Raw genomic sequence first — 26,150 nt, 5'->3', positions numbered from 1 at the left:
GGTTAGGGGGAAAAACGATGCATTTGCATAAATTTGAAAAGATATGGCTTGCATTCGGCTTAGGGTCACTCGTACTTTTTTTAGCCATTATCGGATTTGCAGCCTTTTGGAAAGGTGCGCATCCACAAAGTCATATCGAAACAATCGATCCACAAAATGTAGAAGCGCATGAAGCATTCAAGCCTGAAAATCTTGGACTGCGTGAAGTTGCTGACGGCAAATACACCGTCAACATTGTTGCTTCAGCTTTCAATTATGATTTCGGAGTAGATGATGACGGGAAACCCGTTAAAAAAATCCGCGTGCCAAAAGGATCTACGGTTTTATTTCAAATCACAACAAAGGACGTCATCCACGGCTTCCAAGTTGCAGGGACGAATGTCAACATGATGGTAGAACCAGGACATGTAAGTCGATTGGAGACAGTTATGAAAAATACCGGAGAGTTTACTGTCGTTTGTAACGAATACTGCGGCATCGGTCACCATCAAATGTTTGCAACTGTGGAGGTGTATGAGGAATGATGAAAGACTGGAATTTTTCTAAGAAAGAATCCCGTTTATATATGTCTTTTATGTATGTGACTTTTGTCTCGCTATTAATTGGTGGGTTGATGGGTTTATTGCAAACGCTCGCTCGATCTGGTGAATTTCAATTACCATTTGGCATAAATTATTACACGATACTCACTGTGCATGGAGTCATTCTCGGGCTTGTCTTAACAACTTTTTTCATTGTAGGTTTTCAGTTTGCGTTATTAGGAAAAACAGTCGGTCTCTCGGATAAACAACGTCAATGGGCATGGATTGCCTTTTGGACAATGCTCGTTGGTACGGTTATGGCTGCCATTACAATTCTCGTTGGTCAAGCGAATGTGCTTTATACATTTTACGCACCGTTACGTGCCCACGTTGCCTTCTATATAGGGCTAGCACTCGTAATCGTCGGAAGTTGGATTGCTGTGTTCGTCAATTTCCGTCAGTTGTATGTTTGGAAGAAAGCGAATCCAGGTCAGAAATCACCTTTGCTTGCATTCATGGTAACGATTAACATGGCCATGTGGTTCATTGCTTCTCTTGGAGTAGCCGCATCCGTACTCATTCAATTTATCCCTTGGTCATTAGGGTATGCTGCCACAATTAACGTCTTGCTAAGCCGGACATTGTTTTGGTATTTCGGGCATCCACTCGTTTATTTCTGGTTACTTCCGGCTTATATGGCATGGTATGCAATTATCCCGAAAATTATCGGCGGAAAATTATTCAGTGATTCCCTTGCAAGATTATCTTTCATCTTATTGCTCATGTTTTCCATTCCGGTTGGTTTCCATCACCAATTGACCGAACCGGGCATCGATCCTACGTGGAAGTTCATACAAGTTGTGTTGACGTTCATGGTTGTCGTTCCAACACTTATGACTGCTTTCTCGATTTTCGCTACTTTTGAAACGACTGGACGAAGAAAAGGACATAAAGGATTGTTTGGCTGGTTTAAGTATTTACCTTGGAAAGACGTTCGTTTTCTAGCACCGTTTATCGGCATGGTCGCGTTCATTCCTGGGGGAGCTGGAGGTATCGTTAATGCTTCCCACCAAGTAAACACACTTGTCCATAATACGATTTGGGTAACTGGCCACTTCCATTTAACTGTGGCAACTACTGTTCTCCTTACGTATTTCGGAATTGCCTATTGGCTAGTGCCTCATTTGACGGGTAGACGTTTGACGCCAAGACTGAATCGCCTAGGCATCATCCAAACGATCATTTGGACAGTTGGTATGACGATCATGTCAACCGCCATGCATATTCAAGGATTATTAGGTGGTCCACGCCGTTCCAACTTCTCGAATTACGCAGGTGGCGAGCAAGTGGATACGTGGATCAGTTATCAAATTGCGCAAGCAGTCGGCGGCACAATTCTCTTTATCGGTATCTTATTGATGATTTACATTTTCATCCAACTCGCTTATTTCGCACCGAAAGGCGTTCAGGAATTTCCCATTGCAGAAGAGGAAGAAGATGCAGAACCGACACCAAAGATTTTGGAGAACTGGTACTTATGGATTGGCATTACGATTGCCCTTATCCTTTTCGCATACACAATTCCAGTGTTTGATATTCTAAAACACTCTCCGCCAGGGTCCATTCCGTTTGATTGGCCAATCGGTCGATAAAAAGAATCGAAAAGAAAAACCGCATGAAACTTTCGTGCGGTTTTTCTTTTTTCAAGTCAGATCAAACGACTCAACTTATAATAATACTTTACTCGCAGAAGGAAGAAGGAGCTTACCTCCCCTACCGTACTTGTGAAACAGATCATTGATTTGATTTACCTCAATCGGTTTACTGAAATAATACCCTTGAAGCTGCGAACAACCTAGTTGCTTTAGAATGTCCCACTGCTCTTTTGTTTCCACACCTTCACCAATTGTCCGTAACCCTAACATTTCAGCGAGATGAATGATCGTCTGCACAATCCCGATGCTTTGCATGTTCGATCCTAACTCACTTATGAATTCACGGTCAATTTTTATTTCATTAATCGGAAAATGCTTCAAATAAATAAATGCTGAATAGCCTTTTCCAAAATCATCGATTGACACGGAATAGCCCATTTCCTTTAAAAGTTTAATGCGGCTAGTCACAGCACTTTGTTCTTCCATGGCAACATTTTCTGTAATTTCCAAAACGAGCCTTTGCGGTTTAATACGTGCTTCTTGAATACATTGTTCCAAGAAGAATGGTAAATTGTGGTGTAGAAAGTGTCTAGGAGACAAGTTGATGGACACGGTAACATTCTCAATACCCATTTTGTTCCATTCGCTAATTTGTTTAACCGCTTCTCGAATGACCCATTCACCTATTGGCGTTATTAAACCGGTCGACTCAGCCAGTTCGATAAAATCAGATGGAAAAATAAGTCCTCTTTCAGGGTGTTGCCATCTGAGCAGTGCTTCAAAACCTATGACTTCCCCCGTTCGACAATTGACTTGCGGCTGATAGTGGAGCTGAAATTCATTTAAATCCAAACCTCTGCGTAAATTCATTTCAGATAACATTGTTTCTTTTAAATATGTATGCATGTTAGGGTTGTAAACACTGCCACTTTTTCGATTGGACGTCTTTCTCCCCGCTTGCAATGCCATATAAGCTGCTTGAATTCCATGTTTTACATCTTTCGCATGATCAGGATAAATTGCGGCACCATAACTAAAAGTCATATACACTTCCTGTCCACAAATGTACATGGGATGCTTTAACTTGTTGGTAATATGATCCAACATTTTTCTTTTGTCACTCAATTCTCCTTCGAATGGCGAAAAGAGGATGAAATGATCAAAAGCGATTCGTGCTGTCTGGGCAGGTTCAGGAAAGAGCTCTTTTAAACGCTCAGCTGTTATTTTCAGCATTTGGTCAGCTCCATCATGGCCGAGCACACCTTGGACTTCTGTGAATTGATCGAGCACAAAATACATGAACAATCCACGCTCATGTGTTGCCAATGTTCGGAGCTTTTCTGTCACTTTCTCATTGAAAGCATATTGATTGTCCAGTCCTGTGACCAAATCTTTATAGGCTAAGTGATGAACATGCTCTTCCACTTCAATTCGTTCTAAACGGTCAAAGAGGAAAGACAGCATGTCCGCAATGGATGTTACAAGTACTTTTTCAAAAACCGTCCACTCTCTCTGATGGATTGATTCACAACAAAGCACGCCTCCAATCCCTTTACTGAGTAAAATAGAGGCGTCTACTATAGATTGAATGGGTCCATTTCGGTATTGGCTGTCTTCTTTCAACTCACATGTTCTCGGATCAGTCATGACGTTAGACACAGCAATAATTCGCTCTTGCTCAATTGCTTTGAAATAAGAAGGTGCCGAGTGTCGGTAAAGATTTGTTAGCGAAACTTGTGTGTTTGGATGTTCATAAATCGTTTGCGCGTTTAACATTGAATGATCTTCATTAAACAACCAAATACTTACTTTTTCACAATCAATAATTTGTGCGATACGGATACAAATTTCAAGCAGCATATCTGCAATAGACTCTCTTGATACGTTCAATTGTTGTGCATGTGTAAAAATATATTCTTGCTTTTCCATCATCTGTTCCAATATCTTCTCAATTTCCTCTAGGGAATGTTGCATATAACTAGTACACCACCTTTCTATACAATAAATACCTACTCCTGTTATCGACAATTTTATACATTTCTTAAAGCATTATCCGCTATTTTTCAAAATTCTTCTTTTATGTCACGCTTCTTTCAGACACATTTACAATTTACGTAGGTTCTTCGATATTATGGAACTTTATTTACTCTCCTTGCATGGAGATATGCTATACTGAATGAATAATCAGTCACTTACTAGGAGGATGTTGATGGATGAATGTTGAAGCGATGAGCATGGATGCAATTTGGCATGAGATCAGGAAGCGATTGCTTGAAAATCGAGAACCCTATAAAGGATTGAAGACGACGTATCGTATTGAATTGACCGGTGAAGATGGTGGCAGTTATGTCATGAAATTTATGGACGAAAGCGCAGAAGTCTATGATGAAACAGACGGTAAATCCGGTGAAGAAGTTGATTGTTCACTAAAGATGAGTGTCAAAGACTTCAAAAAACTGCTTATTGGCGATTTCAATTCAGCAGCAGCGTTCATGATGGGTAAGTTAAAAGTAAAAGGCAATATTGGCCTTGCTTTACAACTTGAAAATTTATTAAAAGAATATCAATTATAACGTAGATTGCTGACTCAATGGAATACTTGAGTCGGTTTTTTTACGTATCGAGGAAAAGCTACTTGCTCAGGATTTAGTAAATAGGCTCTTCCTTATTCTCTGTAAATATATTAGTATATACATGTGTCTTTACACTAGTTAAAAGACATAATAATAATGTGTTGAGGAGAAGATCAAATGAATAAAAGAAGTATGTGGTCGTTCCAGTTTTCAACTGTAGCACTCGTTTTGATTCCTGTTGCGATTGGTATTAATTATCTTGGAAAACTGTTTGCAAGTTTGTTAAAGTTACCGCTTTGGGTGGATTCCATTGGCACAGTGCTTTCAAGTATGCTAGCCGGGCCAATTATTGGTGCGCTAGTTGGCATTATTAATAACATCATCTACGGCTTTACAACAAATCCCGTTTCTTTCGTCTATGCAATTACACAAGCGGTCATCGGTCTTGTCGCCGGAATTATGGCGTATAAAGGGTGGATATCTAGTGTGAAGAAGTCAATCGTCCTTGGACTCGTTGTCGGACTCGTAGCTGCGACTGTTTCGACACCGTTGAATATTCTTTTTTGGGATGGTCTGACAGACAACGTTTGGGGAGATGCGCTGTTTGCAATACTCATCTCAAACGAGTTGCCTGTTTGGTTCGCTTCATTCGCAGATAGTGTAGTTGTCGATGTACCAGACAAAGTTGTCACTGTTTTGCTCAGTTATTTACTGTTTAAAGGACTCCCGAAAAACGTTAAACAACTGTATACTGCGGGTAGTGAAATCGAGCGGCTATAAATTAGGAAAGGTTTGATAGCATTGAACAAGAACATGACGTTGTATGTTGAGAGGCCGTCACCAATACACCGAATCGATCCACTTACAAAACTATTGTTCGTTGTCTTATCTGTTGTCTCAACCTATATGATGCAAAGTCATTTATTCGCCGTCGGTGCCGTGTTGCTTGCGTGTTTTGTATTGTGGATCGGCAACGTGTTCAAGTTTATCTTACCCGTTATCGGATTGAGCTTGTTTTTAATCGGGTCTATTCTCATTATTCACGGCTTCTTTCATCCTGACCGTGCCACTATTTTAGTTGAGATTGGTACTTTCCCTATTTACAAGGAAGGTTTTTCAGTTGCTCTTTTACTAACGCTCCGGCTAATGAATATGCTGTTAAGCTTTGGGGTGCTTATCTTAACGACAAAACCAAGTGAATTGGTCGATGCTCTTGTTCAAAAAGGGCTATCCCCACGGTTCGGATATGTACTGCTCTCCGTGTTGCAAATCATTCCACAAATGCTAGGACGTGCACAGAAAATTACCGAAGCACAACGTTCAAGAGGATTGGAAACAGAAGGTAGTTTATGGGTTCGCATAAAGTCTTTCATTCCCCTGCTCGGACCCGTAGTGCTAAATGGATTGAGCGAAACACGTGAGCGCTCTCTTGCATTAGAAGTACGTGGTTTTAATGTAAGAGGGAAACGGACGTCCATTCAAGAGCCAATTGTTTACGCACACAGTGTGTTGGTAAGGACTCTTCTATGTACAGCATTTATGAGTGTCGTCTTTTGGAGGTTATTTGTATGAGTTTCATACGTGCGCAACAGTTGAAGTATAAATACCCAAACAGTACAAAATTTGCGTTAGAAGATCTTTCATTTTCAATTGATAAAGGAGAATTTATTGGCATTGTCGGAATGAATACAGCTGGAAAGACGACATTAGCGTACGCATTGTCCGGTCTTGTTCCCCATTTCTTTAAAGGAGCATACGGCGGAAAAGTAATGATTGATAACGAGGAAATACTTGCCAATGATTTGTGTGACATCATGTCAAAAGTCGGAGTTGTATTCGACAATCCTTTTGCGCAGATGACAGGGGCGAAAACGACTGTCTATGAAGAGATTGCTTTTGGTTTAGAGAACATGGGGGTCTCTCGAAAACAAATGCAACAGCGAATTTCAGAGTGTATGCGTTTGCTCGACATAGAAAACTTGCACGCAAGAAACCCATTTTCCTTGTCTGGTGGACAGATGCAGCGTGTTGCGCTTGCTAGTATACTCGCGATGCAACCCGATGTACTCATTTTGGATGAACCGACGTCTCAACTTGATCCGAAGGGAGCGGCTGATGTCTTTCGGATTGCCAGAAGGTTAGCAGATAGTGGTATGACCATTATTATGATTGAACAAAATATTGAAAAATTATCGACTCATGCTGATCGAATTTTATTCATGCATGAAGGACAATTATTGCAGGCTAGCAAACCGGAAGAGTTGTTTGCTAGAGATGACTTGGAAGCGTACGGTGTGGAGTTACCAATGACCGAAAAACTTAAACGGTTTTGCTCTCAACCTCAATCTGTTCGGGTTGGTGATGATGCACATGTTCAAAACATTTGGAGTCCGACAAAAACATTGCGTTTTTCGTTTGATGAAGTGATTACATCCACGAGACAACCGAAAACACCGGTAATTGAGGTCCGTGAACTTGCTTATCGATATGCTAATAATGAGATCCTTCAGCAGATCAATTTGACGTTAAGTGGTGAGCCAATTGCCATTATTGGTGAAAACGGAGCCGGCAAAACAACTTTTGTTAAATTGTTAAAGGCTTTGCTCACTCCTGATTCAGGACATATACTGATTGACGGAAAACATACACGTGATGAAACAACAGCGTCACTCGCCAAAACTGTTGGCCTCATCTTTCAGAATCCCAACGATCAAATCTTTAAAAGTACTGTATGGGAAGAAGTACTATTTGGTCCGTTAACAATTGGTGTTTCAAAAGATGTTGCGTATGCCAATGCTGAGAACGCATTAGAGCTCGTCGGCTTGCAACATAAAGCACAGGAGCACCCCTATGATCTCAGCCTAGCGGAACGAAAAATGGTTACAATCGCTTCCATTTTGGCAATGGATCCACCGATTATCATTTTCGATGAACCGACGATTGGGCAAGACTATCAAGGGAAACAGCAAATAAAAAAGATCATACATTCTTTACAAGAAAGCGGAAAACTCGTTATTTGCATTTTACACGATATGGATTTTGTAGCCTCGACGTTTAATCGGACGATTATTTTCCACGCGGGAAGCGTTCTATTTGACGGGCCAACACGAGAAGCATTTGCGGATCAAGAGCGATTAACCCTTGCAAATGTTGAGCAACCGATGATTACTCAAATTGTGAATTCACTCGGGTACAATGAAGTGGTTTTGAAAGAGGAAGAAATTTTGTTTGAATGCAGGTAGATTTTTTGTGCGGTTTGGTGGGATTTGGGGCTGGTTATGCGGTGATTTGGGGGAGTTTTGCCGTGTTTGAGCGAGTTATGCGGCGTTTCGGGGGAGTTTGCCGCGTTAGGGCGAGTTATGCCGCGTTTCGTGGGAGTTTGCCGCGTTCGGGCGGGTTATGCGGCGTTTCGCGGAAGTTTGCCGCGTTCGGGCGAGTTATGCCGCGTTTCGTGGGAGTTTGCCGCGTTAGGGCGAGTTATGCCGCGTTTCTGAGGAGTTTGCCGCGTTTGAGCGAGTTATGCGGCGTTTGCTTATGGACGCGGAGATTTTGAGAAGCGAAGTTAGTGAGACGCGCCGCATGCCTTTAGCCAATAAATGCACTTCAGAAAAGGTATACAAATGTCTATTGTAGTAGAAGAAAATAATAGCAAAAAACAGCCACATCCACTAAATCGAGGTGGTGTGGCTGTTAGAAGGTAATTATCGTGCTGAGTATCCACCATCAATAACTAATTCCGCACCAGAAATATATGATGCTTCATCAGATGACAAGAAAAGAACTGCATTCGCAACATCTTCTGGTTGACCTAGACGTTGTAATGGTGTCATACGGATAAGTGCATTGACAACATCTTTCGTGTCTTCAAGAGATTTAGTCATAGGAGTTTCAATAATGCCTGGGAAAATCGTATTAACCCGAATTCCATGTTGTCCAAACTCTGCTGCAGCTGCTTTAGAAATAGCACGAACTGACCCTTTAGATGCTGAATATGGGTTAAGTCCCATGCCGATTAAAGCCGTGTAAGAAGAAATGTTCACGATTGAACCTTTTTTTGCTTCTTTCATGTATTGAGATGCGTGTTTCATTCCGAGGAATGTACCGAATCCATTGATGTCAGACAGGCGACGCCAGTCTTCGATTGTAATGTCATTCATTCCTTTTTCAGTAGAGATACCAGCGTTGTTAACGAGGATATCAATTTTGCCAAGAGAATCGACTGCTTTTTTCATCGCTTCTGCCCATTGTGCGTCGTCTGTAACATTTAGCACAACCGTCATTACGTTATCATAAGAACCCCATTTTTCAGTCAAGGCAGCTTCGTTAATATCAGCAGCTACAACTTTCGCGCCTTCAGCAGCGTACAATTTCACCATTTTCTCACCCATACCGGATGCGCCACCTGTAATAAATACAACTTTATCTTGGAATCTGTTCATGTTTACCGCTCCAATTCTCAATTTAATTTAACACTTAAATAATAATCCTTTTTACAATGAAACTCAACCGTAAAGACTCGAATCGAAGAAATTGTCATTTGTTTGTCGATGCTTGTTATGTACAGGTAAAGAGCTAATTATTCACTCAAAATTTTAATAAATTATTAGCAATAATCAGTCCAATGCCATTAAGACCATTCTGATGCAAGTTTGTTACTAGCAAAAATAAAAAGGCAGCAGGAATTCATCTTCCGACTACCTTTATTAACTATTTAATGATGTAGTATACGATTAAACCGTTATTTCTTGCTGGACAGCTCCTTGTTCTTTTGGTCTTCTGCGTTGAATGAACCAGACGATTGTAATGAGCAAGAGCCCTATTGTACTTGTCGTCAGTTCAGGGATGATTAACAGTAAACCGCCTGTAAAAAGGAATAACCTTTCAATCATTCGACAATTCCGTATGAAATAACCGATAACAGCGCTACTCACCCCCATCATGCCGATGAGTGCCGTTAACAAACCTAAAATAAGTTTTACCGGCGTGACATCTACAAAGACAAGAATCGGGTTGTAGATGAAGATATAGGGAATAATGAAAGCTGCGATGGCTAATTTTACGGCGGTTGTACCTGTTTTAAATGGATTGGCCTTCGCAATTCCTGCTCCTGCATACGCAGCTAAACAAACAGGCGGCGTAATATCTGCTACGATACCAAAGTAGAATACAAACATATGCGCAGCAATCGGGGCAATGCCGAATTCATTAATAAGAGCAGGCGCGGCAATCGTTGCTGTCACAACATAATTTGCAGTAGTCGGCAAGCCCATTCCTAAAATGATACAAGCAATCATCGTAAAAAATAATGCTAAAATGAGATACCCATTTGATAATGCAATAATGCCTGCAGCAAATTTAGCCCCTAGTCCTGTCATACTGACCACACCTGCAATGATTCCTGCCGTAGCAACCGCGGCAATAACAGGAAGCGCCACTCTACCACCTTGCTCCAACACGTACAAGATCCGCTTAAAATTGAATTCCGATTCTTTCCGGATCAATGCATTGAATAGCCAGATGATGAACGCTGAAAGGATCCCGAATAAAGCTGCTCGCTGCGGAGTGAAACCAGACATAATCGTCACAATAATAACGAGCAATGGCACAATCATATAGCCATCCCGCACAAAAATTTTCTTAAAGACAGGCAACTCCGACTTTGGTAATCCAAGTATTTTCAATCTTTTCGCCTCAAAATGCGTGCCGATGAAAATGCCTGTGAAGTACAAAATCGCTGGAATAAGCGCGGCTAACATTATTGTGGCATAGCTGACTCCGAGATATTCCATCATAATGAATGCTGCTGCACCCATCATTGGCGGCATGATTTGTCCGCCTGTTGACGCAGAAGCTTCTGTCGCTGCAGAAAATTCTGGTTTAAAACCGGCTCTTTTCATCATCGGAATCGTAAAACTTCCCGTAGCAACTGTATTCCCGACAGAACTTCCTGAAACAGTTCCTTGTAATGCACTCGCAACCACTGCTGCTTTGGCAGTTCCGCCAGTATAGCGACCTGTAAGTGAAAAAGCTAAGTTATTAAAGAATTTCCCAATAGGTGTATTGACAAGCAACACACCAAAAAACAGGAACAAAAAGATGAATTTCGCGGAAATCTGTAGTGGCGTGCCGAAAACACCGCTTTCCCGGAACCAAAGTGTCGCCATCGTTCGGTCTACTGAAAATCCGGCATGGGACAAGATTTTTGTTGGAACATAATTCCCCAATACAGCATATAAAATTGCCACTGACGCCACGATGACAATCGGCAATCCGATCGTCCGCCTTGCTGCTTCGAGAACAAGAAGCACACCCACTATTGAAATGATGATGTCTAGCAAGCTGTATCCTGATACGATACTTTGCTGAATGGCGTCAAGAAAGATGATTTTATGATAAGACACATACATAGCAGTGAAAGCCAGTAGTACATCATACCAAGGAACATGTTTCTGGGTTGACCGCCACGCCTTCTTTGCCGGATACAATAGAAAGACAATGCCTAATGCGGTGCCCAAATGGATTGCCCCCTGCTGTTGAGAAGGCAATACACTCGTCGCACCCGTATACAAATGAAAAACGGTTAAAGCAATCGCGAGAAATGAAACGACCCACTTCCACTTACCAATTTCCGTTCGAAACTGACTTTCCTTGTCGTACTTTTCAAGAATATCTTGTGCATCTACCACCTTTTGTTCTTTCATAAATTGCCGCCTTTCTACGCTGATGAATTTATTTCAGGTCATCGAAACTACTGATCTCTGTCTTTTCTCTCGTGACAATTTGAACAACTTCAGGATAAATATGACCGATGAAAGCTGCATTGGTGACCGGATTGCCTTCAAAGTCCGCTTTACCATTCAATGCATTTAAAGCTGGTACGTGAACCGTCATCCCTAAATCCATCTGTCCTTTGCTGATGGACGAAAGATTCTCAACCGAAGCCCCTGTTTCCATATTCGTTACATTGATACCTTCAATGTATTTGTTCCATAAGTTTGCCATTTCTCCACCAAGCGGATAATATGTCCCACCTTGACTGCCTGTACCAAGCGTAAATTCTGCTTTTCGATCCCCTTTGTCAGCAGAAACAGTCGCCACTTCATTCTCCACAGTTAACCCCTGCTCTTCATAATATTTTTTCGCACCTGGATGAATTAGTAACCCTTCCGCTCCATTCAATGCATTTTCAAGAATCATCTGTTTTGCTTGTGCATGCGTATTTTCACTCGCATTCTCAATCATACTTTTCGCCAATTCGTAACCGAGCTCTTCATCAATCGTATCCGTATTTCCCATTAAGATTGCGTAGGCTGTCACCGTCTCCACATCTTCTGTTAAGAAATCATATGACTCTTTTGGTATTGTAAAACGCTTGTAACCTGATTGTTCTTCGATTTTTTTAATCGCGTCATCCGATAGACTTAGCATTTTGACATCTCCCGCAGAAGCTTGGAGGCTCTCGATACTCGCTGCAGGAAGTCCTAAAATACCGATTGAAATGTCAATATTCCCGTCTTGTACACCATCTGCAGCTGCTCCAAAACCTTCTTGGAATGCCTTGTAATCCCCATCCTCAATGCCGTATGCCCCTAAAATAATTTTCGATACGTTGTTTGTTTCACTAGCAGGCGGGCCAATTGCAATATTTTTCTTACCACCGCCACATGCAGATAATACGAGTAGCGCTCCAAGTAATACGAGTACGAAACTTTGTAGTCGAGTCTTCTTCACAGTAGTTCCCCCTTCTGTTTGTTCCCCATCATTTCGTAAGCGCTTACAAAAGTGGTTGTTAAAAGAAGCTATCCATCGTATTGAAAACAAGTATGATAAAAACCGAGCTACCGTTTGTTCAATACAAGCCTATTCAGAGGTGCTTGCGCTATGAAAAATGGAATCTACTTACTAGTATACTAAAATCTCTTAAAAAATCAATCAATTTTCACTTTATTCTGATTGTTGATTTGTTACTTCTTCATTCCTTTAACGATAAAAATCATCCACACAGCCTTATGCCGCATGGATGATTACTGATTAAGATTGATAAGATGCTTTTCGTAAAGTAGTAGCAAGTACTTTCGCACCCATATCAAGTGCGTCATGGTTGAACGTCATTTTTGGATGATGAAGCCCGGGACCCAGATCTGCACCAATGCCGATCATCGCCGCTTTCAAGTCCGGACGATGGATTGTGTAAAAATGAAAATCATCACTTCCGGAAGTAACAATTGCTGGTGCAAACGCCTCTTCACCAAACGTCTCCAAAATGCCTTCCTTTGCTAATTCCATCGCTTCGTCGGCCACTTCTGCTGCCGGGGTATAGTCCGACCACTCCAATTCAATAGCAACCGAATGAAGCTGTCCAATTGAATGGATGCCTTGCTCAATGCGGTCTCTTAATTCTTTTAATACTGTATTAGATTGTGCGCGAACGTCAATCCCGAAAGTTGCTGTTCCTGGAATGATATTCAAGCTTTCGCCACCCGCTTGGACCTTTGTCAATTTGGCTGAATACGCTTCATAAGGAGAGAAATGAATCGTCTTTATGTAATCTGCAATTGCAAAAATCGGATCGAGTGCATTTTTCCCTTGATGTGGTCGTGCACCGTGTGCGTCTATTCCGTTCACTTTTCCTTCTAAAAAGATTGCGGCTCCGTGATGAATAGCAGGTGAAATTTTACCGAATGGAATTTCTTCTTTTGGTCGTAGATGTACACCAAACAAATGGGATACACCATCAACCGCTCCGCGTTCGATCATCGAATTAGCCCCATTCCCTTTTTCCTCTGCTGGCTGAAAAATGAAGCGGATTCGGCACCCAAGTTCTTGTTCCTGTAAGTAAGCAAGAGCACCTAACACCATTGAAATATTTGCGTCATGCCCACATGAGTGATTCGCTTGGTAAGTCCCATCGACTTCTTGCCATAAAGCATCAATATCAGCTCGAACGGCAATGATCCGTTCTCCTTCACCAATTTCTGCTATTACACCCGTTACATCATCGAACGTATGGTGTTTCACATTCATCGCTGTTAATATCTCTGAAATTTTCTTCGTTGTTTCAACTTCTTTCCAGCTCACTTCAGGGTACGCGTGGAAATGGTCAAACCAGTCCCCAATTTGTGTATGAATACTCAATGAACTCACTCCAATCCAAATCTCTTCTTCCTTTAGAATAACTGATGTGAACAAAGAAAAAAAGCCGTTTATTGGACGGCTTTTAATGATTCCTACATTGACTTGATACGTATTTGACGTAACTGAAGCTATTCATTGATTTACTTGTGAGTAGATATGAATAAAACGATCATTCACAAGCAGACGTACTACGGTTTGGACGCTTTTTTACTAGACGAAGTTGTATTCAATGTTGCCACTTTGTTTCATTATTTCTTCCCAATACCTTCATAAAGTGCTAGTAATCTTTTTGCGATGACATCATATGAATGCATGCTGACGGCCGCTTCCATTTTGAGTTTTCGATCTTCATCCACCTCTGTAAGGGCTTGTCTCATCCCTTTCGCAAGCGCTACCGCATTTCTCGGTTCCACAAGAATTCCTGTATTATCCGCTAACAAATAAGACAACCCTCCGACATCAGTTCCAACGACCGGTGTACCAATTGCCATCGCTTCAAGTGCAACGAGTCCAAAACCTTCATGGTGTGAAGGTAAGACAAACAAATCTGCTGCTGCAATCCATTTGGCAACTTCTCGTTGTTGCATCGGTAGCTGATGAACGACAGGAACTGCTGTGGAAGCTGTTTTCTCCTGAAACTTCTCCATAAATCCTTTGTCTTTATCCGAACCGATCAAGTATAACGTAATGTTGGGATCTTCCTTCTGCAAGATGGCACTTGCTTCGAGCAACTCTAAAATCCCTTTTGCCTCTATCATATTCCCGACATAGAGCACCATCTTTTGCTCAGAGGGAATGCCTAATTCTTTTCTCGCTTCCGATTTTTCCAGTGGGACAAAAACAGACGTATCGACGCCCATACTCATGACTTGAACGTTCTCTTCAGGCACATTAAAACGCTCGATGACGTCCTTTTTTAAACGTTCGCCTACTACGATAACCGCATCTGCAGCCAGTAAGATTTTCTTTGTCATCGCTGCAATTCTCGCATTTTTGGAAGCCATTTTGTCAATGTCTCCACCGTGTACAGTTACGATATACGGCAAGTTGAAAAGCTTCTTGCCCATCATTGAAATAAAACCTGTCGGAAACGCATAATGCGCGTGCGTCAAAGCAATATTCCGCTTGTTTTTCATTAGATGAAACAAGGACTTCATAAACCATTTCGCGTATTTTTTCACATTCGCTACTTTCCCTTTTGCAGGGTCCTGAATGGCAACGACGTCTACGTCTATTCCTTTAGACTTCAGAAGTTCCACTTGATTCTTGACGAAAATTCCGTATGTCGGATGTTCATTCGACGGATACATATTGCTCAATACGGTTACTTTTTTCATGTATGTATTCATTCCTATCTACTGTTAGCTCGTTCTTCTTTTAAATTGTATCTTTTAAATTGTATCATAGATGCTTTTGTCCTTCGGGTGTGTTGCATAGGAACGAATATTACGATTATGTTACATTCATCCACCAATTTATCGAAAATCCAGCATGAATTCCAGTTTTTCTTGTCGAATGAATGGGGAATTACATAAAAACTAGTCTTGCATGCTACGAAAATAGAGGTTTTCTCACAATCTTGCACAATGTAACGTTTCTGTAATGTTTCTGTAACCGAAATGAAGGTTTAGCTATGTTAGGATTATCTCAACAGATAAAGCACACGACAAAAGAATGTGCGAAAGGGGAATTTGAGAAGCGATTATGAAGAGAATGATGTTTTTAGTTTTTGCATGTCTTTTACTCTCAACGTCCACTCCAGCCATGGCATCAGCGAGTTCGGCAACTTCACTTATACAGACTGCAAGTGCATATAAAGGTACACCTTATCGATACGGCGGAACAACTACAGCAGGATTTGACTGCTCAGGTTACACGCAATTTGTGTTTAAAAAAGAAGGCGTCTCCATTCCGAGAGACACGAAAAGTCAATATGCTTCTGGAAAAGTAATATCTAAAAGCAATTTAAAAACAGGCGATCTCGTATTTTTTAATACATTTGGCAAAGGGGCTTCCCACGTCGGTATTTATGTTGGCTCCAGTAAATTCATTCACGCTTCAACAAGCAGAGGCGTTATGGTTTCATCCATCAACGATCCTGCATATTGGGGAAGCCGCTACATTGGCGCTCGTCGTGTAAACAACTTCCAAGCAGAAACAACAATCGCTTCTGCACCTGAAGTCGACTATGCAACACGTGCTGAAATCGCGCAAATTTTAGTTGAAGAATTGAATTTGTCAGTACCAACTGATGGTCCTGCATTCAAAGATGTAACAACATCTCACCCGCAATACAAAGTAATTGCTGCAGCGGCAGAAGCGGGCATTTTCTCCGGAAATTCAGCTGGTGAATTCATGCCGGACGATTATTTGACACGTAGCCAATTGGCAAAAGTATTAGTTGAAGCATACGACATGCCGATTATTGCAGGTCAAACGCCATTTAAAGATGTGGCACACTCCAACTGGGCAAATAATTACATTAACACACTTTACAAAAACGGCATTACTTCCGGTTACACAGATGGAACATTCGGTACTAACAAAAAAGTGACAGCAAATGAATTTAAAATCTTCATGAGCCGTTTAACAAAATAATGTATAGCTAAACAAGCACTCTTGCAACGGGTGCTTGTTTTTTATTGATACAAAGTGAGCCCTACAATTCTTTCCACCCACTGTTCGTCATACTGAGAACTAGCATGTTGGAGAGGTGCTACAATAAACGGACCTTTCGCTTCTTGCTTTAGGACAGCCGTCGGGTAAAAAGATGCTTCTCCTATTTCAACGAACCTTTTGCCCGCAATCTCATGACGAGCAACTTGTACCTTACCAATACCGCCAACAAACGTGGAGTCAAATTGCTGGGCAGAATAAAAGTTTCCGAGTGAATAGAAAATCTTCGTGTTTTCAATTTGGGTAAAGGGTTGCAATACGTGAGGATGGTGTCCAAATACAATATCGACACCCTGTTCAGCAAACCAATGTGCCAACTCCTCTTGTGTTGCTGAAGGTTGTAATGAATATTCTTCACCCCAGTGCACGGAAACAATTACTACGTCGACTTCATCCTTAATTCCCTGTATATCTTTTTCCATACCCACTTTATCCAATAAGGAAACGATGTATTCTTTTCCTTTAGGAACCGGCAATCCATTTAACCCATACGTGTAAGCGAGGATTCCTATTCGCACGCCTGCTATTTCCACAATCCTTTTCATCTCTCGATCTTCTAGAGATTCATACGCGCCTACATACGGCATCCCATATTCTTTCATATGCTTTATCGTGTTTAACAGACCTGTTTCTGATCGATCCATCGTATGGTTGTTTGCAATTGACAACATGTCAACACCCGCTAATTGCAAGTCTCTTATGATATGCTTCGGACTATTAAATAATGGATAACCCGATAAGCCGAGTTCTGTTCCTCCTGGCATCGACTCCTGGTTTGCTAGTAAAAAATCGATATTTTTCATCTCTTCGCTAACAAGCCGGAACGATTCTTCATACGAACTGTATGTATATAAAGGATGATGTAACAGAATATCCCCCGTCATTCCAATCGTTAGTCTCGAAGTTTGTACTTCCATAGTTAGCATAGAGGGATGACATTGTATAAACGCAAAATCACTTACACGGTGAGAATACTGAGTAACATTTTTATATCCCGCTCCAGCTACCAAACAGCTCGTAACAGCTATACTAAATAGTAGTACCAATTGCTTCAATCAACTATCCCCTGTCTACTAGACTCTATATGTCTCAGTATACTTCAGGAAATTCTTTTTAAACACACGAATTTAAGTTAAATGAAGTTGAACAGGTTAAGAAACTGCGTACAGTCAAGTTTTTTATTTACTGTACGCAGTTTTTCAAGTTTCTGCATGTTCGGCAAGAAGAGAGGCACAGTTATGGGTCGTCCGGACACTCCCCCTTTATTTATCCGATTTATTTCGTTCATTCTTACTCTTTACTGTTTGTTGAAATTGAGCTATTTGCTTCTCCGCACTTTGCTTTGGTTCGAAATCTGGAAAAGGTTTTGCTTGTGGCATTCCCGTAAATTCGTTCGTTACTTGTTGATTGGATGAGCCATTTTCCTCGTTTTTCTTCAAGGTTCTCAACTCCTTTCAATTTTGCCCTCTCTTTCAAGATACCCTGATTGACCAGATGTATGTAGGAATTGCATTTTTGACGTCTTACCTACCGACATTCGAAGAGGGATTCGAGTTATTCATTGCGTTCACAATGTATTCGATTGTATAAGTAGCGTTATCGATCGAGTTCACAATCTATTCGATTACATAAAGGAAGTTATCAATCGAATTCACAAAGTTATCGCCATTTCGTGACCTTCGACTCACGTTAACAACGCGCTTCATTCTGCCAAATCGCGAATCTCTCCATTTCACACTCCACTAGACAACTGTAAATCGTCCAGAGACTCCCAATCATAAGGCAAAAAACAGGGAAAGAATGGTGTATTCTTTCCCTGCTCTAGAGTTTCCTATTAGACTTTAAAATGCTGAAGTTCGTGCTGGAGGTCTTCTGCAAGCTTTGCAAGACTTTGAGCACTTTCGGAGATTTCGTGGCTGACGGCTAATTGTTCAATCGTTGCCGCACTTGTTTCACTCGCTGTACTTGTCGTCTGTAAACTTAACGTACGAATTTCCGAAGAACCGTTCATCACTTCTTCTGCCATCGCCTGGATTTGTTCGATCGCTGCAGAAACTGTTTCAATTTTTGCCACGACGTCTCCGACCGAGCTTTGAATTTCGTTGAATACTGTATTGGATTGCTTGGACGCTTCAATGCCTGCGTCGACTCGTTCACTTCCAGAGCTGATCGATTGAACTGCACGAGTAGATGCATGTTGAATTCTTTCAACCATCTTTCCAATTTCAGCAGCTGAGGACTTTGACTGTTCTGCTAGGTGCCTTACCTCTTCTGCTACTACCGCAAACCCTTTGCCGTGCTCGCCTGCCCGCGCAGCTTCAATTGCTGCATTTAAAGCTAATAAGTTTGTTTGATCCGCTATGGAAGTAATTAACGTCGTAATTTTTTGGATTTCATTTGAGTGTATTGCCATCTCTTCCATAATAGCTGAAGATTCACGAATCGTTGCATGAATTGTGTTCATTTGATCCGACACACCCATAATTCTTTGCGAACCTCTCACGACAAGTTGTGAAGCTTGTTCAGCGGACTGGAGCATCTGTTCATTATTCGCTGCAATTTCAGAAACACCTATCGTCAATTCATTCATTGATGAAGCAGTTTGTTCAGTAATCTGTTTCTGTTGCTCACTACTTGCAAATTGGCGCTCTGCTGTCTGGGAAACGATTTCAGATGATGCTAAGCTCTCTTCTGAACTTGCCGAAAGTTGTTCAGATTGAGCTGCGAGTTGCATGGAAGAATCATTAATTCTTCTGATCATGTTGGCGACATCTGCCCCCATTTTGTTAAAGGCTGACGCCATTAGACCAATTTCATCTTTATTTTTGACGACAAGAGGATCAATGGAGAAATCTCCTTTTGCTATGGCATCCAGGCCGTCCGTTACAACTTGCACTGGTCTCGAAATACTTCTACTGATGAACGTCGAAATCGTTAACCCGATAATAACGGAAAGCCCGATGAGAGATACACTGAAAATGATAGCGCCAAACATTCTCTCCTCAATCTCAACAAGTTTTTTATCCATTGAATCGTATTGAACTTGCTTGATCATCTCTGCACGATCCAACACGATATTGCCAACATTCGATGAGGATTTTCCAATTGTAATCGCAAGCCCGTCTTTCCCAGCTTTCGTGTTGGACACGATTACATCTTGTAACTCAACAAATGCTTTATTGGATTCTTGTAACGCCTCAAAGTGCGTTTGCATTTGGTCGCCTGAAATAATGGAACCTAGTTCTTGTATAAGGGCATCCGACCGCTCCAAGTAGGCTTCGCGATTCGTCAAAAACTGCTCATCTTTATACAACATATACCCTCTTACTTCACTTTGGATCTCTTTTTGTTTCAGAATGAATTCATTGACCAAATCCACTTTTTTCACTTCATCTTGAAGCAACATTTCGTATTTTTGATTGACATCAATTGTAATCCATAAACTTAAAGCCCCCACAATGATTAGCAATAACAAAATTGCTCCAAACCCACCCCACATTTTTTTAGAAACAGACTTTCTCATTGTACATCCCCCCATTTTACCCGTGACTGAATATGTATAATTGCACGCGTTCACAAGTCGATAGACTCATAAAATTGTCAAACTATACTTTAGTATACCACTACTTCTTAACTATACAATAGAGGGAAGAGGTTACTATTCAGATTTCATAAAATAAGCAAAATAGAGGAATTGTTATAAGTACTCGCTTGCAAGAAAAAACTGCCGCGGTCGATTGACCATTCGGCAGTTTTCTTATCATTTTTTCGTTTTGTTAGCAATTTCTATTGCACGGTTTGTACCTTCAGCCGCTTTGTCTAGCACTTCTTGCGGGTCTTTTCCTTGGTACAGTTCTTCCAATGCAGTAACAATTTGCTGTCTGGATTCCGGGAAAACGGAGATGAGCGCTCCTTGTGTCGCAAGGCCCGGTACTGTATCTTGCAACTGATCGACTGTCACTTTGAATTGTGGATATTCCGCCCACTTTGCTTTCACGCTTTCTTCCTCGTAAGCTGCTGGGTTGATGGCAAAATAACCTGTATCAAGGTGCCATTTTGCCTGTACTTCTGGTGTCGTCATATACTTCATGAATTCCCAAGCCGCTTCTTGCTCTTCTTCCGCAATGCCTTTAGACATCCATAATGAAGCGCCGCCGATGACAACTCCGTTTCGTTTCACTTCGTCAGCATGTGGAATATACGCTACTCCTACTTCAAACGGTGCATTTGCAATGGCACCCGCAACACCTGCTGAGGAGTCCATGTACATCGCGACTTTTTCCGTAGCAAATGCTGCACGGATGTCATCCCAATTCGTACCAAAGTTACCGAACGTGCCTGCTTTGTTCATCGCGTCAAGGAAGTTAAATACGTTTAACCCTTCCGGCCCGTTAAATAATACTTCTGTTGCATCACCCGAGCGGCCATTGTCTTCATTCACATATAAGCCGCCTTGTGTGGCGACGAGTTGCTCGAAGAACCAGCCGTACGTTAACATGGAGAAACCTTTCATATCATCTTTCGTCAATTTCTCTGCTGCCTCAATGACTTCTGAAAAAGTAGCAGGTGCTTTTTCAGGATCTAGCCCTGCTGCTTTAAATGCATCTTTGTTGTACATCATGACTGGTGTTGATGAGTTAAATGGCATCGAGTACAATTTACCATCCACTTTGTAATAGTTTAAAATGTTTTCTTCGAGCTGCGAAAGATCATAATTATCTTTGTCAATGAAAGACTGCATCGGCTCGATATAGCCACTCTCAATCATATATTTTGTTCCAACTTCAAACACTTGTGTAATTGCAGGCGCATCTTTCGTCCCGCCTACGCCGCGCAACTTCGTCAGAGATTCTTCATAAGAACCTTGGAATTCCGCTTTTACTTCATATTTATCCTGCGACTCATTAAAGCCTTTTACGATTGCATCAATCGATTCCTGTCCTGTGCCTGACATCGCATGCCAAAATTCAATCGAAACTTTGCCGTCTTCTGTCTTCGTTACTTCTCGTTCAGTCGCATCTTCTTTGTCACTGTTTGTACATGCAGCTAGCAGTCCAATCGTTACGAGCAACAGCCAAAACAACGACGACTTCATCATTTTCTTCATCTCTCATGCACCCCTCTAAAATTGGTTTACTTCAACGCACCTTTGGAAAGACCTTTTTGCAATTGTTTCTGACCGATAAATAGCAATAGCAATGTCGGTATAATTACGACGATAACCCCTGCCATGACCACCCCCCATTCGGTTGCAATTTCTTGAGATTGCAATTGTTTCAAACCAATTTGGACCGTTCTGACGGATTTATCTGTTGTAATTAATAACGGCCACAAATACATATTCCACGTTGTCAAAAATCCGTATGCACCTAGTGTGACAAGGCTAGTTTTGGAGATGGGTAACACGACTTTCCAGAAAAACTTAAACCGGCCAACTCCCGCAATTTGCGATGCTTCATGCAACTCTTTCGGGATGGTAAGGAAATGTTGTCGAAGCAAAAATGTCCCAAAGGCCAAGGCGAAAAAAGGAACTGTCAAACCTTGGTATGTATTGAGCCAATCGAGTGATCGAATCGTAAATACGTTTGGAATCATCGTCGCTTCCCATGGAATCATCATCGTTGATATGAACAGGAAGAAGATAAAATCGCGCCCTTTAAATGTAAAGAATACGAATGCATATGCTGCCAAACTACAAACGATAAGCTGTCCGAGCATCACACTAACTGATACGACAAAACTATTGAGTAAATAGTTTAGTAACGGCAGTCGCTCGAATACTTTCAAGTAGTTTTCGAACGTGATCGATTGTGGGATGAATTTCCCTTGGATAATTTCAGGACCTGTCATAAATGAAATCATAAATGCATAAGCGACAGGGAAAAAGACGAATGCCGATGTGACGATGAGTAAGAAATAGATCCATATTTTTTGCGGCAATCCCATTTTCATTGATAGTGCACCTTCCTCTCCACTAGCTTAAATTGGAGAATGGTCACAATTAATATGATGACAAATAATATGACCGCTTGTGCACTGGCAGTTCCAAATTGATAATTAATGAACGCTTCCCGGTAAATCGAATAGACGATGAGATTCGTAGATTGAGAAGGCCCGCCTTTTGTTAAAATATCAATTTGTCCGAATGTCTGGAATGCGTTGATAAGAGATATCGTAATAATGAAAAACAGCGTTGGTGATAACATTGGAATCGTAATTCTTCTGAGGCGATAAAAATACCACGCACCATCAATTCTTGAACTTTCATACAGATGTTCATCAATATTTTGCAAACCACCTAAAAGAATTAAGAAGGAAAATCCTGTATTCATCCAGATCGTTGAAACCGCTACGGAAATCAAAGCCCACTCAGGATCCAATAACCATTGAATTTGTGGAAGATTGAACACACTTAACAACCGGTTAAACATCCCAATACTCGGGTTGAACATGAAAAGCCAAATGACAGAAGATGCAGCAACCGATATGCCCATCGTTGAAGAATACATCGTTCTGAAAAAACCAATCCCTTTTAACTTCTCATTCGCCAATAAAGCAAAAAACAATGCTAAAATGATACCGATCGGAACCGTATAGAGGACAAATAAAGCTGTCGCTTTCATGCTATTTTGAAATTCAGACGAACTTAACAAGTATTGATAGTTCTCAAATCCGACGTTAAGCGCCGCATTACCTGCTTGATCCGTTAGAAAAAAACTTAAATAGATCGTGCGAAACATTGGATAAAAGATGAACACCGCAAATAGAATGATTGACGGTAATAAGTAGAGCAGCGCTGTGCTGACATCTAGTGTTTTCCGCCACTTCAAGGATCGGTTCATGGAGACACCTCTTTATCAGCAACATAATTTCCGTTATCGATTGTTTTTTTGATCAACTCGCCACTATGCTCATCAAAGATTGAGAGTGTATCAAAATTCAAGTAGATTGAAAGACGGTCGCCAATGCCAATATGCCATTGCCCAGTCCATTTCGCCATCCATTCCTCCTCCCCAATATTGAAAGAAAAGACGGTTTCATTCCCTAAAATCTCAACATTTGTTACCTCTACTTGAAAAGCTATCGTATGGTCTTCCGCTTGTGCTTCTGAATGAAGATTTTCCGGCCGTACACCAATTGTCATCTTCTGTGGCAGCATATCAAGCTGATCAGCTGGAATCGGTAGGCGAATCGTTTGTCCAATAACAAGGTGTGACGTCTGCTTGTCAAGTTCGGCTTTTGCTAAATTCATAGGCGGTGCACCGATGAACGTTGCGACAAACGGATTGGCAGGGTAATTGTAAATATCAATCGGTTTACCGATTTGCTGAATTTTGCCTTCATGCAGAATCATGATTCGATCCCCCATCGTCATTGCTTCGACTTGGTCGTGGGTGACATAAATCATCGTAATGCCAAGTTTGCGTTGAATTCGTCGAATTTCCGAGCGCATATGCGCACGAAGCTTAGCGTCCAAGTTTGATAGCGGTTCATCCATCAAACAGATCGGTGTTTCACTAACGATGGATCTTGCCAGTGCGACACGTTGCCGTTGCCCTCCTGATAATTCTCGTGGTTTGCGATCTAAGTACGCTTGCAAACCAAGCATTTCTGCAACTTCTTGTGCTTTTTGCCGTTGCTCGTCCTTCTTCATCCGCTTCACATCGAGCCCAAACGTAATGTTTTGCTGGACAGTCAAATGCGGGTAGAGTGCATAATTTTGAAACACCATCGACAAATCACGTTTGTTCGGCGTCAAATGATTGGCCACTTGATCGCCAATTTTTAACGTTCCTCCGGTAATTTCCTCGAGCCCTGCAATCATTCGTAACATCGTACTCTTCCCACAACCTGAAGGACCGACGAGAACAAAAAACTCGCCTGGCTCGATTGTTACGTTTATATTGGATATAACATCAACTTGCTTATCATACGATTTTGATACGTCGATCAGTTCCACTTTTTTCATTCAATCAAATTCCTTCCTTTTTTATCTATGACTAAATTTTCCTACTGACACACTTCGACATTTGGGCGAATGAATCCTTCTATTTTTCGCTATTTTACAATTACTTTACATAGGAGGTACTCGCGAATGAAAAAACTCGTTTTGTTGTTCCTTCTCATCCTGCTAGTTTCATGTGCACAACAGGACAAGGTTGCGTCCTTGCCAGACAATGAATTTCTCATCATTGCCCATCGCGGCGCATCCGCTTATGCACCGGAGCATTCATTACTTTCCTATGAACTTGCTGTCCAAATGCAAGCGGACTATATTGAATTGGATGTGCATCGAACACAAGACAAAGAGCTCGTAGCACTGCACGACCGTTTCATCGAACTAGGCAATGACAAACAAGCAATCGCTGATACGACGTTCAAGCAATTAAAGGCAATCCAACGCAAAGCGAGTCAACGAAAGAAAATACCTGTGACGATGCAAACAGACATTGACCCACTGCGAATCGTAAGTACAGAAGAAGTTTTTTCCCATTTTAAAGATGACGTGAATTACTATATTGAATTAAAAACACCTTCCACCTATCCCGGTATCGAGAAGACTTTGTTACAGCAATTACGAGACAATAACTTGCTACAACAAGGCAACGGGTTTCCAACCGTCATTTTGCAATCATTCGATGGTGATGCTCTTAAGGAAATTCATAAGGAAGAGCCTTCCATCCCACTTATTCAACTGTATTCCGAAAAAAACGAATCGATGCTAACAAAATCGCATTTACGCAAAGTTGCAAAGTACGCATCAGGCATCGGCGTTGACGAAAAAATCGTCACAAAAGAATTGGTCGATCGAGCGCACGCAGCGGGGTTGCACGTTCACCCTTTCACGGTAAACGATAAAGATGCCATCCGCCGAATGATTGAGCTGCAAGTGAACGGCATTTTTACCGATGTCCCTGATGTGGCAGTTGAGGTATTAAAAGAGATGAATGTGGAGTGAACTGTTGGAAGACGTAGCGAGAAAGCATTGGAGGATAGCTAGCGTTATGGTGGTAATCTTTTGAGAAATGGTGGGAACTGGTGAATTGGTGGTGAAGTCTTGTGAATCGGTAGTAAAGCAACCTGAATCGGTGATAACACCCTGAGTATCGGTGATAAACACCCCAGTATCGGTGATAACTACCCGAGTATCGGTGATAAACCTCTGAGAATCGGTGATAACTACCCGAGTATCGGTGATAACTGGCGAATCGGTGGTAAACTCGCTAGTAACGGTGGTAAAGCGACCTGAATCGGTGGTAAACTCGCTAGTATCGGTGGTAAAGCGACCTGAATCGGTGGTAAACTCGCACGAAACGGTGGTAACACCCTGAGTATCGGTGGTAACTGGCGAATCGGTGATAAACTTCCGAGATTCGGTGATAAACTTCCGAGATTCGGTGATAAACCTCCGAGTATCGGTGATAACTACCAGAGATTCGGTGATAAACCCTTGAGAATCGGTGATAACTGGCGAATCGGTGGTAAACTCGCACGTATCGGTGGTAAACTCCTCTCCCATGAAAAAAGAATCAACCTATCGACATTTATGATAGGTTGATTCGCTGCAAAGGATGATCGTTAATTCGCAA

22 protein-coding genes are annotated in these 26,150 nt (G+C 41.6%); 8 read left to right on the top strand and 14 right to left on the bottom strand.

All coding sequences use genetic code 11. From position 1 onward, the window contains the following. Positions 1-17: 17 nt before the first annotated feature. Entirely contained in the window at positions 18-524 is a 507-nt protein-coding gene (locus tag NRI27_RS00505) for a cytochrome c oxidase subunit II (protein WP_317942438.1), read from the top strand. Beyond that, positions 524-2,173 (top strand): b(o/a)3-type cytochrome-c oxidase subunit 1, encoded by a 1,650-nt coding sequence (locus NRI27_RS00500; RefSeq protein ID WP_371389650.1) that lies wholly within the window; start codon positions 524-526, stop codon positions 2,171-2,173. Before NRI27_RS00505 ends, NRI27_RS00500 begins: the two co-directional genes overlap by 1 nt. Positions 2,174-2,248: 75 nt before the next feature. Here NRI27_RS00500 and NRI27_RS00495 read toward each other — a convergent pair whose 3' ends face one another. After that, complete coding sequence (locus tag NRI27_RS00495; protein ID WP_371389115.1) at positions 2,249-4,150, bottom strand: sensor domain-containing phosphodiesterase; 1,902 nt, start codon at positions 4,148-4,150, stop codon at positions 2,249-2,251. A gap of 239 nt (positions 4,151-4,389) precedes the next feature. On the opposite strand from NRI27_RS00495, the gene NRI27_RS00490 reads away from it, so the two are divergent. From NRI27_RS00490 to NRI27_RS00475, 4 genes are all read left to right on the top strand, one after another. Next, positions 4,390-4,749, top strand: a complete 360-nt coding sequence (locus tag NRI27_RS00490; RefSeq protein WP_371389114.1) for an SCP2 sterol-binding domain-containing protein — start codon at positions 4,390-4,392, stop codon at positions 4,747-4,749. Between the two features lie 177 nt (positions 4,750-4,926). Continuing rightward, positions 4,927-5,529: an ECF transporter S component family protein gene (locus NRI27_RS00485; RefSeq protein ID WP_371389113.1), complete on the top strand. Its 603-nt coding sequence runs from the start codon at positions 4,927-4,929 to the stop codon at positions 5,527-5,529. Positions 5,530-5,550: 21 nt separating this feature from the next. Further along, positions 5,551-6,321 (top strand): energy-coupling factor transporter transmembrane component T family protein, encoded by a 771-nt coding sequence (locus tag NRI27_RS00480; protein WP_371389112.1) that lies wholly within the window; start codon positions 5,551-5,553, stop codon positions 6,319-6,321. Continuing rightward, a complete protein-coding gene (locus tag NRI27_RS00475; RefSeq protein WP_371389111.1) occupies positions 6,318-7,991 on the top strand; it encodes an ABC transporter ATP-binding protein in 1,674 nt (557 codons plus the stop codon). Before NRI27_RS00480 ends, NRI27_RS00475 begins: the two co-directional genes overlap by 4 nt. A gap of 459 nt (positions 7,992-8,450) precedes the next feature. On the opposite strand, the gene NRI27_RS00470 is transcribed toward NRI27_RS00475, so the two are convergent. The 5 genes from NRI27_RS00470 to NRI27_RS00450 all read right to left on the bottom strand — a co-directional run bounded on the left by NRI27_RS00470 (position 8,451) and on the right by NRI27_RS00450 (position 15,221). Further along, positions 8,451-9,188, bottom strand: a complete 738-nt coding sequence (locus NRI27_RS00470) for an SDR family NAD(P)-dependent oxidoreductase (RefSeq protein ID WP_317942432.1) — start codon at positions 9,186-9,188, stop codon at positions 8,451-8,453. A 291-nt stretch (positions 9,189-9,479) separates the two neighbouring features. Further along, positions 9,480-11,450: a TRAP transporter permease gene (locus NRI27_RS00465; RefSeq protein WP_371389110.1), complete on the bottom strand. Its 1,971-nt coding sequence runs from the start codon at positions 11,448-11,450 to the stop codon at positions 9,480-9,482. A gap of 28 nt (positions 11,451-11,478) precedes the next feature. Then, the gene (locus NRI27_RS00460; RefSeq protein ID WP_371389109.1) at positions 11,479-12,480 is read right to left on the bottom strand and encodes a TAXI family TRAP transporter solute-binding subunit; all 1,002 of its coding nucleotides are present in this window, start codon (positions 12,478-12,480) and stop codon (positions 11,479-11,481) included. Between the two features lie 300 nt (positions 12,481-12,780). After that, complete coding sequence (locus NRI27_RS00455; RefSeq protein ID WP_371389108.1) at positions 12,781-13,884, bottom strand: amidohydrolase; 1,104 nt, start codon at positions 13,882-13,884, stop codon at positions 12,781-12,783. 248 nt (positions 13,885-14,132) lie between these two features. Continuing rightward, a complete protein-coding gene (locus NRI27_RS00450) occupies positions 14,133-15,221 on the bottom strand; it encodes a glycosyltransferase (RefSeq protein WP_371389107.1) in 1,089 nt (362 codons plus the stop codon). Between the two features lie 367 nt (positions 15,222-15,588). Between NRI27_RS00450 and NRI27_RS00445 the strand changes: the two genes are divergently transcribed. Further along, positions 15,589-16,482, top strand: a complete 894-nt coding sequence (locus tag NRI27_RS00445; protein ID WP_371389106.1) for a C40 family peptidase — start codon at positions 15,589-15,591, stop codon at positions 16,480-16,482. 41 nt (positions 16,483-16,523) lie between these two features. Here the strand turns inward: NRI27_RS00445 and NRI27_RS00440 are convergent, their stop codons facing one another. From NRI27_RS00440 to NRI27_RS00410, 7 genes are all read right to left on the bottom strand, one after another. Beyond that, positions 16,524-17,615 carry a CapA family protein gene (locus NRI27_RS00440; protein ID WP_371389105.1) on the bottom strand — a complete coding sequence of 364 codons (1,092 nt, stop codon included), beginning with the start codon at positions 17,613-17,615 and terminating at the stop codon, positions 16,524-16,526. Between the two features lie 207 nt (positions 17,616-17,822). After that, positions 17,823-17,999, bottom strand: coding sequence for a hypothetical protein (locus tag NRI27_RS00435; RefSeq protein WP_371389104.1), 177 nt, complete (start codon positions 17,997-17,999; stop codon positions 17,823-17,825). A gap of 395 nt (positions 18,000-18,394) precedes the next feature. Then, on the bottom strand, positions 18,395-20,083 hold the full coding sequence (locus NRI27_RS00430; RefSeq protein WP_371389103.1) for a methyl-accepting chemotaxis protein: 1,689 nt from the start codon (positions 20,081-20,083) through the stop codon (positions 18,395-18,397). A 237-nt stretch (positions 20,084-20,320) separates the two neighbouring features. Further along, complete coding sequence (locus NRI27_RS00425; protein ID WP_371389649.1) at positions 20,321-21,655, bottom strand: ABC transporter substrate-binding protein; 1,335 nt, start codon at positions 21,653-21,655, stop codon at positions 20,321-20,323. Positions 21,656-21,693: 38 nt separating this feature from the next. After that, a complete protein-coding gene (locus NRI27_RS00420) occupies positions 21,694-22,506 on the bottom strand; it encodes a carbohydrate ABC transporter permease (RefSeq protein WP_371389648.1) in 813 nt (270 codons plus the stop codon). Between the two features lie 2 nt (positions 22,507-22,508). Next, the gene (locus NRI27_RS00415) at positions 22,509-23,402 is read right to left on the bottom strand and encodes a carbohydrate ABC transporter permease (RefSeq protein WP_371389102.1); all 894 of its coding nucleotides are present in this window, start codon (positions 23,400-23,402) and stop codon (positions 22,509-22,511) included. Continuing rightward, complete coding sequence (locus tag NRI27_RS00410) at positions 23,399-24,529, bottom strand: ABC transporter ATP-binding protein (protein ID WP_371389101.1); 1,131 nt, start codon at positions 24,527-24,529, stop codon at positions 23,399-23,401. Before NRI27_RS00410 ends, NRI27_RS00415 begins: the two co-directional genes overlap by 4 nt. A gap of 126 nt (positions 24,530-24,655) precedes the next feature. Here NRI27_RS00410 and NRI27_RS00405 point away from each other — a divergent pair, with 126 nt between their 5' ends. After that, positions 24,656-25,519: a glycerophosphodiester phosphodiesterase gene (locus NRI27_RS00405; protein ID WP_317942420.1), complete on the top strand. Its 864-nt coding sequence runs from the start codon at positions 24,656-24,658 to the stop codon at positions 25,517-25,519. Here the strand turns inward: NRI27_RS00405 and NRI27_RS00400 are convergent. After that, complete coding sequence (locus tag NRI27_RS00400; protein ID WP_371389100.1) at positions 25,496-26,080, bottom strand: hypothetical protein; 585 nt, start codon at positions 26,078-26,080, stop codon at positions 25,496-25,498. The two genes, NRI27_RS00405 and NRI27_RS00400, sit on opposite strands and share 24 nt — an antisense overlap. Positions 26,081-26,150 lie beyond the last annotated feature (70 nt).

Origin of the sequence: Sporosarcina sp. OR05, from assembly GCF_041414805.1 — a bacterium.
GTDB classification, from domain to species: domain Bacteria; phylum Bacillota; class Bacilli; order Bacillales_A; family Planococcaceae; genus Sporosarcina; species Sporosarcina saromensis.
Note: the sequence above shows the minus strand (reverse complement) of the source record. Positions and strands in the feature narration are given on the sequence as shown.